17 protein-coding genes are annotated in these 14,831 nt (G+C 75.3%); 14 read left to right on the forward strand and 3 right to left on the reverse strand.

Annotated features, from left to right (window positions below):
• Positions 1–72: 72 nt before the first annotated feature.
• The 7 genes from folP (at position 73) to ACPFP2_RS13035 (ending at position 4,705) form a co-directional block, all read left to right on the forward strand.
• A complete protein-coding gene (folP, locus tag ACPFP2_RS13005) occupies positions 73–1,059 on the forward strand; it encodes a dihydropteroate synthase (protein WP_424089284.1) in 987 nt (328 codons plus the stop codon).
• Positions 1,056–1,415, forward strand: coding sequence for a dihydroneopterin aldolase (folB, locus tag ACPFP2_RS13010; RefSeq protein WP_424089286.1), 360 nt, complete (start codon positions 1,056–1,058; stop codon positions 1,413–1,415). Before folP ends, folB begins: the two co-directional genes overlap by 4 nt.
• Positions 1,412–1,939, forward strand: coding sequence for a 2-amino-4-hydroxy-6-hydroxymethyldihydropteridine diphosphokinase (gene folK / locus ACPFP2_RS13015; RefSeq protein ID WP_424089288.1), 528 nt, complete (start codon positions 1,412–1,414; stop codon positions 1,937–1,939). Before folB ends, folK begins: the two co-directional genes overlap by 4 nt.
• Before the next feature lie 44 nt (positions 1,940–1,983).
• Entirely contained in the window at positions 1,984–2,472 is a 489-nt protein-coding gene (locus ACPFP2_RS13020) for a DUF3180 domain-containing protein (RefSeq protein WP_424089334.1), read from the forward strand.
• Between the two features lie 99 nt (positions 2,473–2,571).
• Positions 2,572–3,786, forward strand: a complete 1,215-nt coding sequence (locus ACPFP2_RS13025; protein WP_424089290.1) for an ABC transporter permease — start codon at positions 2,572–2,574, stop codon at positions 3,784–3,786.
• A 50-nt stretch (positions 3,787–3,836) separates the two neighbouring features.
• Positions 3,837–4,142: a hypothetical protein gene (locus tag ACPFP2_RS13030; protein WP_424089292.1), complete on the forward strand. Its 306-nt coding sequence runs from the start codon at positions 3,837–3,839 to the stop codon at positions 4,140–4,142.
• A 62-nt stretch (positions 4,143–4,204) separates the two neighbouring features.
• Positions 4,205–4,705: a hypothetical protein gene (locus ACPFP2_RS13035; protein ID WP_424089294.1), complete on the forward strand. Its 501-nt coding sequence runs from the start codon at positions 4,205–4,207 to the stop codon at positions 4,703–4,705.
• 38 nt (positions 4,706–4,743) lie between these two features.
• Here the strand turns inward: ACPFP2_RS13035 and ACPFP2_RS13040 are convergent, their stop codons facing one another.
• On the reverse strand, positions 4,744–5,736 hold the full coding sequence (locus ACPFP2_RS13040; RefSeq protein WP_424089296.1) for an ABC transporter ATP-binding protein: 993 nt from the start codon (positions 5,734–5,736) through the stop codon (positions 4,744–4,746).
• Positions 5,737–5,738: 2 nt separating this feature from the next.
• Here ACPFP2_RS13040 and ACPFP2_RS13045 point away from each other — a divergent pair, with 2 nt between their 5' ends.
• The 4 genes from ACPFP2_RS13045 (at position 5,739) to ACPFP2_RS13060 (ending at position 9,990) form a co-directional block, all read left to right on the forward strand.
• Positions 5,739–6,425 (forward strand): ABC transporter permease, encoded by a 687-nt coding sequence (locus ACPFP2_RS13045; RefSeq protein WP_424089298.1) that lies wholly within the window; start codon positions 5,739–5,741, stop codon positions 6,423–6,425.
• A 52-nt stretch (positions 6,426–6,477) separates the two neighbouring features.
• Positions 6,478–7,200, forward strand: a complete 723-nt coding sequence (locus ACPFP2_RS13050; RefSeq protein ID WP_424089300.1) for an ABC transporter permease — start codon at positions 6,478–6,480, stop codon at positions 7,198–7,200.
• A gap of 159 nt (positions 7,201–7,359) precedes the next feature.
• A complete protein-coding gene (locus ACPFP2_RS13055) occupies positions 7,360–8,364 on the forward strand; it encodes a glycine betaine ABC transporter substrate-binding protein (RefSeq protein ID WP_424089302.1) in 1,005 nt (334 codons plus the stop codon).
• A gap of 177 nt (positions 8,365–8,541) precedes the next feature.
• Positions 8,542–9,990 carry a hypothetical protein gene (locus ACPFP2_RS13060; protein ID WP_424089304.1) on the forward strand — a complete coding sequence of 483 codons (1,449 nt, stop codon included), beginning with the start codon at positions 8,542–8,544 and terminating at the stop codon, positions 9,988–9,990.
• Between the two features lie 55 nt (positions 9,991–10,045).
• Here ACPFP2_RS13060 and ACPFP2_RS13065 read toward each other — a convergent pair whose 3' ends face one another.
• Positions 10,046–11,215, reverse strand: a complete 1,170-nt coding sequence (locus ACPFP2_RS13065) for an NADH-quinone oxidoreductase subunit D (protein WP_424089306.1) — start codon at positions 11,213–11,215, stop codon at positions 10,046–10,048.
• Positions 11,212–12,363, reverse strand: a complete 1,152-nt coding sequence (locus tag ACPFP2_RS13070) for an SAM-dependent methyltransferase (protein ID WP_424089308.1) — start codon at positions 12,361–12,363, stop codon at positions 11,212–11,214. The genes ACPFP2_RS13065 and ACPFP2_RS13070 overlap by 4 nt, the downstream gene beginning before the upstream one ends.
• 224 nt (positions 12,364–12,587) lie before the next feature.
• Between ACPFP2_RS13070 and ACPFP2_RS13075 the strand changes: the two genes are divergently transcribed.
• The 3 genes from ACPFP2_RS13075 to panD form a co-directional block, all read left to right on the forward strand.
• Complete coding sequence (locus tag ACPFP2_RS13075) at positions 12,588–13,559, forward strand: Rossmann-like and DUF2520 domain-containing protein (RefSeq protein WP_424089310.1); 972 nt, start codon at positions 12,588–12,590, stop codon at positions 13,557–13,559.
• Positions 13,556–14,404 (forward strand): pantoate--beta-alanine ligase, encoded by an 849-nt coding sequence (panC, locus tag ACPFP2_RS13080; protein ID WP_424089312.1) that lies wholly within the window; start codon positions 13,556–13,558, stop codon positions 14,402–14,404. Before ACPFP2_RS13075 ends, panC begins: the two co-directional genes overlap by 4 nt.
• A 31-nt stretch (positions 14,405–14,435) precedes the next feature.
• The coding region (gene panD / locus ACPFP2_RS13085; protein WP_424089314.1) for an aspartate 1-decarboxylase at positions 14,436–14,831 on the forward strand (396 nt) is incomplete at its 3' end.

The following is a 14,831-nucleotide window of genomic DNA, read 5'->3' on the forward strand; positions in this document are numbered from 1 at the left end:
ACGTCATGGTGTGCCTCGGACGGCCCGGCGGGGGCCGCCGGAGCGGGCCCGGACGACCGGTACCGTCTAGTCGTGACCGATCTGGTACGGGCGCAGGCCCCGGTGGTGATGGGCGTCCTCAACGTCACGCCCGACTCCTTCTCCGACGGTGGCCTGTACTCCGACCTCGACGCCGCCGTCGCACACGGAGTGCGACTGCGGGCCGAGGGGGCGCGGCTGGTCGACGTCGGCGGTGAGTCCACCCGCCCCGGCGCCGACCGGGTCGACGCCGACACCGAGACCGCCCGGGTCCTGCCGGTCGTCCGCGAGCTGGCCGCGGCGGGCGTCGCGGTCAGCATCGACACCACCCGCGCCTCGGTGGCCGAGGCGGCGCTCGCCGCCGGTGCCGCCGTCGTCAACGACGTCTCCGGCGGCCTGGCCGACCCGGACATGGCCCGGGTGGTCCGCGACGCCGGCTGCCCCTGGGTGCTGATGCACTGGCGCGGGCACTCGCGCGGGATGGGAGACCTGGCCAGCTACACCGACGTGGTCGCCGACGTCCGGGCCGAGCTGGGCCGACGCATCGACGAGGCGCTCGCCGCCGGGGTGGCGGCCGACCGGATCGTCGTCGACCCGGGGCTCGGCTTCGCCAAGACCGCCGCGCACAACTGGGAACTCAGCGCCCGCCTGCCCGAACTGGTCGAACTCGGCTTCCCGCTGCTGTTCGGGGCGAGCCGCAAGTCGTACCTGGGCCGGCTGCTCGCCGGCCCGGACGGCGCCCCCCGCCCCACCGCGGGCCGGGAGGCCGCCACCGTCGCGACCAGCCTGCTCGCGGTCGCCGCCGGCGCGTGGGGGGTACGCGTGCACGACGTCCGGGCCACCGCCGACGCGCTCGCCGTCTGGGCGGCCACCGGCCGGCCCCGGCTGGCCGCCCCCACCACCGGGACGGCCGGCACCGGACCGCGCACCGGACCGGCGCACGGCCCGGCCGGCGGACCGGCGCACGGCGCGGGCGGCGGCCGACCGGCCGGGGCCGGAGAGACGGCCGGGCACGCCGGCCGCGGAGAGGGAGCGCGATGACCGATCGGATCGAGCTGACCGGGCTGCGGGCGCGTGGCCGCCACGGCGTCTACGACTTCGAACGCGACCAGGGGCAGGACTTCGTCGTCGACGCCGTGCTCGAACTCGACCTCGCCCCGGCCGCCCGCTCCGACGAGGTCACCGACACCGTCCACTACGGCGAACTGGCCGAGCGCCTGGTCGCCGTGGTCACCGGCGAGCCGGTCAACCTGATCGAGACGCTCGCCGACCGGCTGCTCGCGGTCTGCCTCGCCGAACCGCTGGTCGCCGCCGCCACCGTCACCGTGCACAAGCCGGAGGCCCCCATCCCGTACACCTTCTCGGACGTGGCCGTGACGATGCGGCGTACCCGGTGAGCCGGGCGGTGCTGTCGATCGGCAGCAACCTGGGCGACCGCGTCGGCCACCTGCGTACGGCCGTGGCCACGCTCGGCGACGCGGTCCGGGTGGTGTCCGGGGTGTACGAGACCCCGCCCTGGGGTGACGCCGACCAGCCCGCGTACCTGAACGCGGCGGTGCTGGTCGTCGACCCGGCGGCCGGCGCGCGGGACTGGTTGACCCGGGCCCGCGCGGCCGAGCGGGCGGCCGACCGGGTCCGCGATCCGCAGCGCCGGTTCGGGCCGCGCACGCTCGACGTCGACGTGATCGCCGTCTGGGACGACGCCGGTGAGCCGGTGCTCAGCGACGACCCCGAGCTGACCCTGCCGCACCCCCGGGCCCACCTGCGGGCGTTCGTGCTACGGCCGTGGATCGACATCGAGCCGCACGGGCGGCTGCCCGGGCACGGCTGGCTCACCGACCTGCTCAACGCCGAGCCGCTGGCCGGTGACGCCCTGGAACTCGGCCCCCGGCCGGATCTGACGTTAGAGTCGGACACATGACCCAGGCGCAGACCCCGCGTGGAAGTGGCCCCGACCGCTTCCGGATGGGTCCCACCCGGATCTCCACGCTGGTGGTGGCCGCGCTCGCCGCCGCGGCGGTCGCCTGGCTGCTGATCAGCACCTTCTACTACGAGGTCGCGCCGGAGCTGCCCTGGCTGCCGGTGATCACCCTGGCCGCCCTCGCCGTGCTGGAGGCGTACGCGGCGGTCAACACCCGCAGCCGGATCGAACGCCGGCCCGGCCGCGACCCGGTCAACCCGCTGCTGGTCGCCCGGTTCGTGGTGCTGGCCAAGGCGTCCGCGCTGGCCGGAGCCATCTTCGCCGGCTTCTACGCCGGCCTCACCGGGTGGCTCTTCATCGAGGACACCAACGCCGCCGTGAGCGACCGGCCGGCCGCCGGCGCCGGGCTGCTCGCCTCGCTCGCCCTGGCCGCCGCCGCGCTCTGGCTGGAGCGCGCCTGCCGGGTCCCTGAGCAGGAGGACGACGAAGACCGCGGGCCCGGCGACCGGCAGGGCCGCTCACCCCGTCGCTGACCAGGGGGTTACGCCGGGTCCTACCGCGCAGGTACCGTCCCTGACGACCGATTGCAGGCGGCCGTCGACGGGGACGGCCGGCAGGGGGAGGCGCGCGGCATGGCGTACGACCAACCAGGCCGGGCCGCGTCGGCCGAGCAGGGCGTGCCCGCCGTCGTGTTGGAGAACGTCTTCGACGACCCCACCCACGGTGAGCCGGGCCGGGACCGGGTCGCCGTGCACGTGGTGTGGGAGCTGCTGCTCCTGCTCGCGCTGGCCGGGCTCGCCTACCTGCTCTGGCGGGTCGACGCCGACGCCCTGCGCGGGGACCGGTTGCGCACCTTCCTGGTCGACGTCGTCGCCCTCGGCCTGCTCGCCCTCGCCGCCGGGCTGAGCCTGCGCACCGCCGCGGTGAACCTGGCCGTCGGCCCGGTCGCGGTCGCCGCCGGGCTGCACCTGGCCGAGCAGGGTGACCGGGGGCTCCAGCACGCCCTCGTGCCCGCCCTGGTGGTCGCGGCGCTCGGCGGGCTCGCGCTGGCGCTCGCGGTGGTGGTCCTGCACGTCCCCGGCTGGGCGGCCAGCCTCGCCGGCGCGGCGGGGGTCATCGTCTGGATCGAGCAGCGCACCGCCCCGGTGGCCCTCCAGGGCGACCACGATCCGCGCACGGTCGCCGTCCGCCTCTTCGCCGGCTTCGCGGCCGTCACCGTGCTGGCCGGGCTCTTCGGCGCGATCCGGGCGGTCCGGCGCCTGGTCGGCCGCTTCCGGCCGGTGACCGATCCGGCCCGCCGCCGGGGCACGGTGGCGGCCGTGGTGACCGCGACGGCGCTGGTCTGCTCGACCGTGCTCGCCATGCTGGCCGGAGCGCTGGTCGCGGCGAACGGGACCGGGCCGGTCGTGCCGGCGTCGGGGCTGGACTGGACGGTGCTGGCGGTGGGCGTCGCGATGCTCGGCGGCACCAGCGCGTACGGCCGGCGCGGTGGGGTCCTCGGCACCCTGCTGGCGGTGAGCCTGGTCGTCGTCCTGCTCGCCTGGACGGCGGCGGAGGGCCGGACGCTCAGCCGCTGGGCCGTCGGCGGCGCCGCCCTGGCCTTGGGACTGGTGGTGACCCGGCTGGTCGAGGCGTACGGCCGGCCGCGCGCGGTGACCGGCGAGGTGGCGGAGGTCGCCCCCGTCTCCGACGGCTCGATCAGCTCCGGCTGGACGCTGACCCGCTCGGGTCCGGCCGACACCTGGACACCGGCGCTGCCGACCCCGGCCTCGGACACCCCGCCCGACCCGTGGGAGGCCCCCCGCTGGGACACCGGGCCCGGGCGCTGGGACGACCGGGACCGGTGAGCACCGCGTCCGACGCGCCGTCGGTGATCTCGCCGGTTAGGCTCGCGGGCATGACCGAGACTCCTTCCGCCGGCACCGGCCGCACCTTCGACGAGCTCGACGCGCTCTCCACCGAGGAGTTGCGGGAGCGGGCGTTCGCGCTGGCCCGGGAGCGGCACGACGTGGGCTTCTTCTGGTCCGTGCTGCGTCACCTGCCGAACGCCGACGAGGCCGCCGCGCTGGACGGGGCGCCCAACTCGGTGGGGCCGACCATCGACGAGGCGGCCGCGCTGTGGCGGGAGCTGACCGGGCACGGCTACGAGGAGTCGGCGCCGCTGCTGCGGGCCGCGTTCATCGACTACCTGATGAAGCACTGAGCGGTCGTACCGCCGGTTGGCGGAGGTTTGCCCGCCCGGGCGGCTCGGGAACTTCCCGCCCCATGGCCCTCACCAACCGTTCCACGACCGTCCGCGGGTACGGCACCGCCGCCGGCACCGGCGCCCTCGCCACGCTGATCCTGGTCGCGGTGTGCGGCAGCCCGTGGTACGTCGACTGGGCCGAGGGGAACACCGACCCGAACTCGGCCGGCGGCTGGTTCCTGCGGCTGCTGGCGTGGCCGGCCTGGCGGCTGGAGTCCACCGACCCGGAGCAGAGCCTCCTCGCCACCGACGCGCGGGCCGTCCTGCTGCTGGTGTTCGCGGTGACCTTCCTCTACCTGCTGCCCGCCTCGCAGGTGGCCCGGGTGCAGGGCTCGTTGAGCCAGTTCTTCTCCGGCTGGGCCGCGTTCGTGCTGGCCGGCGGGGTGGCCACTCTCCTGGCGGCGCTGCTGACCTCCGGCGGCACCCTGCTCGCCGACTTCGAGACCACCGGCACCGGGGCCTCGTACGGCTTCTTCGCCGGCTGGATCATCGGCCTGGCCAGCCTCGGCGGCCGGGCCTGAGCGCCGCCCGGTGGACCCCACCCGACGAGGGGCCGAGTTCAGGCCCGACCCAGCTCCAGTGCCCCGGTCCGGTCGAGGACGCCGACCGGCTCACCGTCCACGCTCACCAGCACGGCGTCCGTGCCGGCGGTCAGCATCGCGGCCAGCGCGTCGTACGCCGAGCCGCCCAGCGCCACGGTGGGCAGGCCGGTCCGGTCCGGCGGGACCGGGGCGAGCGCGTTCCGGGGCACCGGGGTGACCGCGAGCCGGCGGACGCCCCGGTCGGCGCCGACGAACTCGCGGACGAACGGCGAGGCGGGCGCGCCGAGCAGGGCGGCCGGGGTGTCGTACTGCTCCAGCCGGCCGCCCTCGGAGAGCACCGCGATCCGGTCGCCGAGCCGGACCGCCTCGTCGAGGTCGTGGGTGACCAGCACGATGGTCTTGCGGACCTCGGCCTGGAGGCGGAGGAACTCCTCCTGCAACCGGGTCCGGACGATCGGGTCGACCGCCGAGAACGGCTCGTCCATCAGCAGGACCACCGGGTCGGCGGCGAGCGCCCGGGCCACCCCGATCCGCTGCCGCTGCCCGCCGGAGAGCTCGTGGGGGTAGCGCCGGCCGAACTGGGCCGGGTCCAGTCCGACCAGTTCCAGCAGCTCGCCGGTGCGTCGGCGGATCCGCTCCTTCGGCCAGCCGAGCAGCCGGGGCACGGTGCCCACGTTGGCGCTCACCGTCTGGTGCGGGAAGAGGCCCACGTTCTGGATGACGTAGCCGATCCGGCGGCGCAGCCGTACCGGGTCGACCCGGGTGATGTCCTCGTCGCCGAGCAGGATCCGGCCGCCGGTCGGCTCGATCAGCCGGTTGACCATGCGCAGCACAGTGGACTTCCCGCAGCCGGACGGGCCGATCAGCACCACCAGCTCGCCGGCCTCGACTTCCAGGCTCAGCTCCCGCACCGCCTCGGTGCCGTCCGGGTAGCGCTTGCGGATGCCGTCGAGGGTGATCGAGGCCGCGCTGTGTCCGGCGTCGCCGGTGCCCCCCGGGGTAACGTCCACGTGTGTCCTTCCACCTGAGCCGCCGGGCCGAGCCGGGCAACCCCTGGTTCTCCTGGCAGTACGTGCGGGACAACTCTGACACGATCCTCGCGGCGCTGCGGGAGCACGCCTCGCTGACCGGCCGGGCGGTGCTGATCGCCGCCCTGGTGGCGTTGCCGCTGGCGGTGGCCGCGTACTGGTACCGCGGCCTCGCCGGCCCGATTCTCGCACTCACCGGGGTGCTCTACACGGTGCCGTCGTTGGCGCTGTTCGCCTTCCTCGCCCCGTACCTGGGCATCGGCGCGGTCACCGTGCTCACCGTCGTGGTGCTGTACGCGCTGCTGGTGATCGTGCGCAACGCGGTGGCGGGTCTGAACCAGGTGCCGCCCGAGGTGCGCGACGCGGCCGAGGGGATGGGGTACGGCCGGTGGGCCCGACTGTTCCGGGTGGACCTGCCGCTGGCCCTGCCCGGCATCCTCACCGGGGTACGCCTGGCCACCGTCTCCACGGTCGCCCTGGTCACCGTCGGGGTGGTGGTCGGCCGGGGCGGGCTGGGGCAGCTCATCTTCGCCGGTTTCCAGAACAACTTCTACAAGGCGCAGATCATGACCGGGACGCTGCTCTGCGTCCTGCTCGCCCTGGTGCTGGACCTGGTCCTCGCCGGGACGGGCCGGCTGCTGACGCCGTGGCTGCGGGGCCGGCCGAGATGAGCACCGCGGGCACGGGCGCGGCGGACGCCGACGCGGCGGGGAGGCGGACGCGATGAACCCGGTGCAGCAGGCCGTGGTCTGGCTCAACGACCCGCTCAACTGGACCAACCCGGGCGGGGTCCTGGACCGGCTCGGCGAGCACCTGAGCATGTCCGCCGCCGCGGTGCTGCTCGGTTGCCTGGTGGCCTGGCCGGTCGGGCTCTGGCTCGGGCACACCGGACGCGGCGGCGGGCTGGTGCTGCTGGTCTCCAACGTCAGCCTCGCGATCCCCACCCTGGCGCTGCTGACCATCCTGCCGCTGACCTTCCTCGGCTTCGGCCGGCCGGCGGTGGTGGTGGCGCTGGCGGTGTTCGCGGTGCCGCCGCTGCTGGCCAACGCGTACACGGGGGTGCGGCAGGCCGATCCGGAGGCCCGGGACGCGGCCCGGGGGATGGGGCTCTCGGGTGGGCAGGTGCTGCGCCGGGTGGAGCTGCCGCTCGCCGTGCCGTACCTGGCCGCCGGCTTCCGGACCGCCACGGTGCAGGTGGTGGCGACCGCCGCGCTCGCCTCGTTCGTCAACGGCGGTGGCCTCGGGCAGATCATCCGGGCCGGTTTCGGGCTGGACATCGCGGCCGGCGGCGGGCAGATCATCGCCGGGGGCCTGCTGGTCGCCGGGCTGGCCCTGCTGGTCGAGGGGGTCCTCGCGCTGGTCGAGCGGGTGGTCACCCCGCGTCCACTGCGGCGTACCCGGCGGGCGGCGAACCGGCGGGCGGCGGACGCGACGGCGGGCGCCTGATCGCCCAAGGTGACGAACCGGTGACGAAATCCGCTTCGGGTTTGTCGGTCCGGCCCGGAGGATATTGGCTGGAACCTCGCGGGCGGCCCGACCGGATCGCCCGTCGGACACGCGGCCGGCCCCGCAGGGCCGCGCCGGGACACGGGAGGCGGGCAACACATGCGCGTACGGACACGGGTGGCGGTCGGCGCGGTCGGCGCCCTCACGGTGGCCGGGCTGCTCACCGGCTGTGGGGACGCCGGTTCCTCCGGCACCGACGCGCCCGAGCCGGGCGCCGCCGGGGCGGGCTGCGCCCCGGTCGCGGGTGAACAGCTGGTCGTCCTCGACGACGACAAGAAGCTCCAGAACACCGACAACATCATTCCCGCGGTCCACGCCGACGCGGCGAACCCGCAGCTCATCGCCGCGCTGGACAAGGTCTCCGCGGCGCTGGACACGCCGAAGCTGATCGCGCTCAACAAGGCCGTCGACGTCGACCGCAAGACCCCGAAGGCCGCCGCCGAGGAATTCGCCTCGGCCAACGGCCTCACCGCCGGCATCGCCAAGGGCCCCGGCGGCCCGATCGTCGTCGGCGCGGGCAACTTCTCGGAGAGCCAGACGCTGGCCGAGCTGTACAACATCGCCCTCACCGCGGCCGGGTACCAGGTCAAGGTGCAGCAGATCGGCAACCGGGAACTCTACGAGCCGGCGCTGGAGAAGGGCGAGATCCAGGTCGTCCCCGAGTACGCGGCGACCATGGCCGAGTTCCTCAACACCAAGGCCAACGGCAAGGACGCCGCCCCGGTCTCGTCGCCGGACCTGGACAAGACCGTCGCCGCGTTGAAGGCCGCCGGGGACAAGGCCGGCATCGTCTTCGGTGCTCCCGCCGCCGCGCAGGACCAGAACGCCTTCGCCGTCACCAAGGCCTTCGCCGACAAGTACGCCCTGAAGACCCTCTCCGACCTGGCCGCGAAGTGCTCGGGCCAGGCGACCGTGCTGGCCGGCCCGCCGGAGTGCCCGCAGCGCCCCAAGTGCCAGGCCGGCCTGGTGGAGGTCTACGACTTCAAGGCCGGCTCGTTCAGCTCGCTGGACGCCGGTGGTCCGCAGACCAAGAACGCGCTGAAGACCGGCAGCGCCAGCGTCGGTCTGGTCTTCTCCTCCGACGGCGCGCTCGCCGCGAGCTGACCCCGTCCCCGGGTGCGGTCGTCCCGCACGGCCGCGCCCGGGCCCTGTCACCGTCGCGCCCCGCCGCCCACCTGCGCGTCAGCGGGTGACGCGGCGGGGCGGGCACCACCCGTGACCGGGGATTCCGGCTTTCGGGACCGTTCCCAGCCAGGGCTTCTGTCGGTAGGCTCCACATCCATGCCCGCCCCGGCTCTCCCCGAGCAGCGCAACCCCCAGCTGCTGACCGTCCTGTTCTGGATCGGCGTGGCGATCGCGCCGATCGCGGCGCTGATCCTGCTGGTCGCCGACGGCAACGGCCCGCTGCGGTTCGCCGCCGTGCTGGCCATCGTGGCCGTGGTCCTGATCGGCCTGTCGATCGCGCTCCGCAACGACTCGGGCGGCCCGGCGCGCAGCGAGGAGTTCCTCGACGAGCTGGAGCAGCTGCGCCGCGAGCTGCGCTCCGAGATCGTGGCCGCCGCCCAGCGCGGCAACCAGGCGCTCGACCACGCCCAGCGGGTCGACGACCAGGTAGCCGCGTTGCGCCGTCGCCTCGACGCCGCCGCTGCCGGGATCGCCGCCGCCGCCGGGCTGACCGGGGCGGAGGACCCGGCCGGCGCCGGCCGGGCACGGGTGCCGGCCGCGGAGACCCACGACGACGCGGCGGGCGGACGGCGCCACGCCGCCGAGGAGTCCCCGGCCTGGGGCCGGGCGGCCGCCGACCGGGACGACGAGCCGACCGGCAACCGGTACGCCGCCGAACGTCCCGCCGCCGGTCAGGCCAATGTGTACGGCTCGGCCCGGGTGGCCGCGCCGGACCCCGGGGGCCGCCCGGTGGTGCGGCACACCGAGACGGTGCACGTGACCACCCGGCACACCGTCGTCGACGGCGCCGACCCGGGGGTCGCGGGCAGCTACGGCGGGTACGCCGGCCGCTGGTCGCCGGCGGGTGAGGAGTCGTCCTGGAACGCGCCGGAGCCGGAGCAGACCCGGGCGGGCCAGCGGGACGAGCGCCCCTGGGCGGGTCAGCGCGACGAGCGTTCGTGGGCGGGTCAGCGCGACGATCGGGCCTGGCCGGCCGGTCAGGCCGAGGAGCGGTCGTGGCCGGAGGAGCGGTCCTGGGACGGGCGGTCCGACGACCGCACCGACGGTTCCTGGGCGGGTGGGTCGTACTCGGCGGACGAGGGCTGGTCCGGGGTGCGGGTCGGTGACCGGTGGGCCCAGGTACGCGAGGACGGGCGCGCCCGCGAGGTGCGGGTCGGGGAGCGGCGGGCCGAGGTGCACGCCGACGGTGCCGAGTTCCGGATGCAGGACCGCTGGGCGTCGGTACGCCAGGACGAGCCGCGCCGGTCGGGCGGCCAGTACGGTGGCGGCTGGGCCGAGCAGGAGGACCGGCCGGCGCTGCCGCAGGGCGGGGTGCCGGTGCCGCAGGAGTGGCGGACGTCGACGGCCGGCTGGCAGCCCGCCGAGGAGCAGTGGAGCGCACAGCAGCCGGCCGGGCAGTGGCGGCCACCCGCGCCGCGCGAGCCGGTCGACGCGTGGCGGGCGCCCGAGCCGGAGCCGCCGGCCCGGCAGCAGTGGGGTGGCGGCGAGGGGTACGGCTACCCGCCGCAGGACGAGGCCCCGCGCGCCGGCGGCCGCTGGCGCTGACCCCCGCGCACGCCGCACCGGCCGGCGACGCGACCGCCGCCACGGGCGGAGCAGCTCACTTGTCGATGTCGCCGACCACGAAGAACATCGAGCCGAGGATGGCGATCAGGTCCGGCACCAGGCAGCCGGGGAGCAGGCTGGCCAGCGCCTGCACGTTCGCGTACGACGCGGTGCGCAGCTTGAGCCGCCACGGGGTCTTCTCACCCCGGGACACCAGGTAGTAGCCGTTGATCCCGAGCGGGTTCTCGGTCCAGGCGTAGGTGTGGCCCTCGGGGGCCTTGACCACCTTGGGCAGCCGGGTGTTGACCGGCCCGGTCAGCCGGTCGACCCGGTCCAGGCACTGCTCGGCGAGGTCGAGCGAGGCGTACACCTGGTCGAGCAGCACCTCGAAGCGGGCGTGGCAGTCCCCGGCGGTGCGGGTGACCACCGGCACGTCGAGCTGGTCGTACGCCAGGTAGGGCTCGTCGCGGCGCAGGTCCAGGTCGAGGCCGGAGGCGCGGGCGACCGGTCCGGACGCGCCGAACGCGGCGGCGTCGGCGGCGGGGAGCACCCCCACCCCGACGGTGCGGGCCAGGAAGATCTCGTTGCGCCGGATGAGGTTGTCCAGGTCGGGCATCCGTCGGCGTACCTCGCCGATCGCGGCCCGGGCGCGGCCGGTCCAGCCGGCGGGCACCTCCTCCTTCAGGCCGCCGACCCGGTTGAACATGTAGTGGATCCGGCCGCCGGAGACCTCCTCCATCACCGCCTGGATGGTCTCCCGTTCCCGGAACGCGTAGAAGACGGGGGTGATCGCGCCGATCTCCAGCGGGTACGAGCCGAGGAACATCAGGTGATTGAGCACCCGGTTCAGTTCGGCGAGGGCCATCCGAAGCCAGGTGGCCCGCTCGGGCACCTCCATGCCCATCAGCCGCTCCACGGCGAGCACCACGCCCAGCTCGTTGGAGAAGGCCGACAGCCAGTCGTGCCGGTTCGCCAGCACGATGATCTGCCGGTAGTCCCGGACCTCGAAGAGCTTCTCCGCCCCCCGGTGCATGTAGCCGACGATCGGCTCGGCGGCGACCACCCGCTCGCCGTCGAGCACCAGCCTCAGCCGGAGCACACCGTGCGTGGAGGGGTGCTGCGGCCCGATGTTGAGCACCATGTCGGCGCCGAGCTGCTCCCCGCCCGCGCCGGTGCCGACGGTCAGTTCGCGGAGGTCGCCCACGTCCGTGGTCATGCCCGTCATCGTGCCATGAGGGGATCGGCGGCGACGCCGACCGGCTGCCGGAGCCAGCGGTGCCCGCCGAGGCCGGCCGGGTCGGTCAGCTCGGCCACCGTCGACGCGGCGGCCAGCGCCCGCACGTACCCGGCGGGGTCGACCGAGGCCAGGCCGAGCGGTGGTCGCCCGCCGTCGGCCCCGAGCGCCCGCAGCGCCTCCCGCTGCGACCCCATCCAGTACGCGCACCGGGCGACCCGCTCACCGGCGGAGGCGACCGAGTCCAGGGCGACGTGCGCGGTGACGTCGCACGACCCGTCCGGCACCGGCGGCACCTGCCGCCCGCTCCGGTACCCGGTCAACGTCCCGCCGACCGGCCTCTCCTGCCTCAGGTGCCCGTAGTCCACGGCCAACGCCAGCCCCCGGTCGATGCGCTCGACGGCGTCGGCCCAGGCTTCGTCCCGGGTCCGTCCGATCTCGGCCCGTGGGCCGATCGTGTGCGGGGGTTCCGGGCTGCCCGTCCGGCTCCGGGCGGGCAGGCTTGATCCCTCCGCCGGTCGGGCCGCCCGGAACCCCGGGCCGGTCGCTCCGATCTCGCCGGTTGCGGGCAGGTCGAGGGGACGGCCTGTCGGGGCCGGCCACCACTCGTCGAGCCACTCCCGGTCGGCGGGGTCGACCGGGTCACCCACGGTCTCCTCGCCGGTGGTCGGGTCGACCAGCAGGTACCGCCAGCCGTCCGGGGTGGGCACGGCCACGTCGAGCGGCACGTTGTCCAGCCACTCGGTGGCGACCAGCAGCCCGACGATCCCGGCGGGGATCTCGTCGGTCCACCCGATCGGCTCGGGGAGGTCGTCGGGCCGAGGCGCCTTCTCGACGGCGATCAGGCGTACCCGATCGTCGAGCGGCACCGGCGCGGACGGTGGCCCGGAGGCCCGCACGGCCCGGAGCAACGCGACCAGCAGCTCACCCCGGCCGGCCCCGACGTCGACCAGGTCCAGGCGAGGCGGGTGGCCGAGGGCCGCGTCGACCCGGGTGAGCAGGCGGTACAGCGCCGAGGCGAAGACCGGGGAGGCGTGCACGCTGGTGCGGAAGTGCGCGGCCGGCCCGGATCCGGCGACGAAGAAGCCGCCCGGCCCGTACAGGGCCCGGTCCATCGCGTCCCGCCACCGCATCGACATCAGGTCGTCCCAGGTTCAGGGTGCGTCACCGTGCCGACCCTACGGTCAGCCGGCATGGGATTCCTGCGCGACCTGCGGTGACGTCCGGACCGGGCCGCTATCCGCAACCGGAGCGGCCCGGTCCCACCCTCGGTGAAGGTTTTCACACACCCTTGTTCGAGCTCCGTAACCACAGCGCATACTTGCCCTCGACCGGTACCCCCTTCGAGGACTGGATCGTTGCCATGAGCGCACCGCTGCGCCCGCGTCCGGCCGCCCCGCGTGGGGCCGTCGTACCGCCGGGCGGCGCCTCTGCCGGCGCCCCGCTCACCTTCCCCCGTACCCTCACCGTCGGTGTCATCGGCGCGGGCCGGGTCGGCGCCGTGCTGGGTGCCGCGCTCGCCGCCGCCGGGCACCGGGTGGTCGCCGCCTCCGGCGTCTCCGGCGCCGCCAAGGCCCGGATCGCCCTGCTGCTCCCCGGCGCCCGGAACCGCTCCGCGACCTCGGTGGCCCGCGCCGCCACCGACCTGCTGATCGTCGCCGTCCCGGACGACGCGCTGGCCTCGGTGGTCGCCGGCCTGGCCGAGACGGGGGCGCTGCACCCGGGCCAGGTGGTCGCGCACACCTCCGGCGCGCACGGGCTGGCCGTGCTGGCGCCGGCCGCCGCCGTGGGCGCGCACCCGCTGGCCCTGCACCCCGCGATGACCTTCACCGGTACGCCGGACGACCTCGGCCGGCTCGCCGGCATCTCGTACGGGGTGACCGCCCCGGCCCGGCTGCGCCCGCTCGCGGCCCGGCTGGTGGCCGACCTGGGCGGGGTGCCCGAGTGGGTCGGGGAGGCGGACCGGCCGCTGTACCACGCGGCCCTGGCGCACGGCGCCAACCACCTGGTGACCCTGGTCAACGAGGCGGCGGACCGGCTGCGTGACGCCGGTGTGACCAATCCGGAGAAGGTGCTCGCCCCGCTGCTGCGGGCAGCATTGGAGAACGCGCTGCGCCTCGGTGACGACGCGCTGACCGGTCCGGTCTCCCGGGGCGACGCGGGCACCGTACGCCGGCACCTGGCCCGGCTGGCGGAGACCGCGCCGGAATCCGTGGCCCCCTACCTGGCGTTGGCCAGACGGAGCGCCGATCGGGCGATCGCGGCGGGCCGGCTGCGGCCGGTGGACGCGGAGTCGCTGCTCGACGTGCTGGCGGGAATGGAGGTGGCGGCATGACCGAGCTGGTGCACACCCGGGCCGAGCTGGCGAAGGCGCGGGACGGTCTGACCGGGGCCGTGGGCGTGGTGATGACCATGGGCGCGCTGCACGAGGGCCACGAGACGCTGATCCGGGCGGCCCGGGAGCAGGCCGACCACGTGCTCGTGACGATCTTCGTGAACCCGCTGCAGTTCGGGCCGAACGAGGACTTCGACCGGTACCCGCGCACCCTCGACGCGGACCTGGAGGTGTGCCGCCGGGCCGGGGCCGACGTGGTGTTCGCCCCGTCGGTGGCCGACATGTACCCGCAGGGGCAGCCGGCGGTACGGGTCAACCCGGGGCAGCTCGGCGAGGACCTGGAGGGGTTGAGCCGGCCCGGCTTCTTCCACGGCGTGCTGACCGTGGTGCTGAAGCTGCTCCAGCTGACCCGTGCGGATCTCGCCTTCTTCGGCGAGAAGGACTACCAGCAGCTCACCCTGGTCCGGCGGATGGTCCGCGACCTGGACGTGCCGGTGGAGGTGGTCGGCGTGCCGACCGTGCGGGAGCCGGACGGCCTGGCGTTGTCCAGCCGCAACCGCTACCTCTCGCCCGAGGAGCGGCGGACGGCGTTGAGCCTGTCGGCCGCGCTGCGGGCCGGGGCCGCCGCCGCCGACGAGGGGTACGACGCCGGGGAGGTGCTCGCGGCGGCCCACCGGGCGTTCGCCGCCGCCGGTCCGCAGGCGCAGCTCGACTATCTGGTGCTCACCGACCCGGACCTGGAGCCGGGTCCGGTGTCCGGTCCGGCCCGGCTGCTGGTCGCCGCCTGGGTGGGTGGCACCCGGCTGATCGACAACATGGCGATCCGGCTCACCCCTCGCTCCTGACCACCCCACCACACCTGCTGAAAGGCGCCCCATGTTCCGCACCATGCTCAAGTCGAAGATCCACCGGGCCACGGTGACCCAGGCCGACCTGCACTACGTCGGCTCGGTGACGGTGGACCAGGATCTCCTCGACGCCGCCGACCTGCTGCCGGGCGAGCAGGTCGCGATCGTGGACGTGACCAACGGGGCCCGGCTGGAGACGTACGTGATCCCGGGCGAGCGGGGCAGCGGCGTGATCGGCATCAACGGTGCCGCCGCGCACCTGGTGCACCCCGGTGACCTGGTCATCCTCATCTCGTACGGGCAGATGGACGACGCCGAGGCCCGCACCTACCAGCCCCGTGTGGTCCACGTGGACACCGACAACAGGATCGTCGACCTCACCGCCGACCCCGCCACCGCCGCCCCCGGCACCGCCGGCACCCCC

Source organism: Micromonospora citrea, assembly GCF_049629545.1.
Taxonomy (GTDB): Bacteria; Actinomycetota; Actinomycetes; order Mycobacteriales; family Micromonosporaceae; genus Micromonospora; species Micromonospora citrea_A.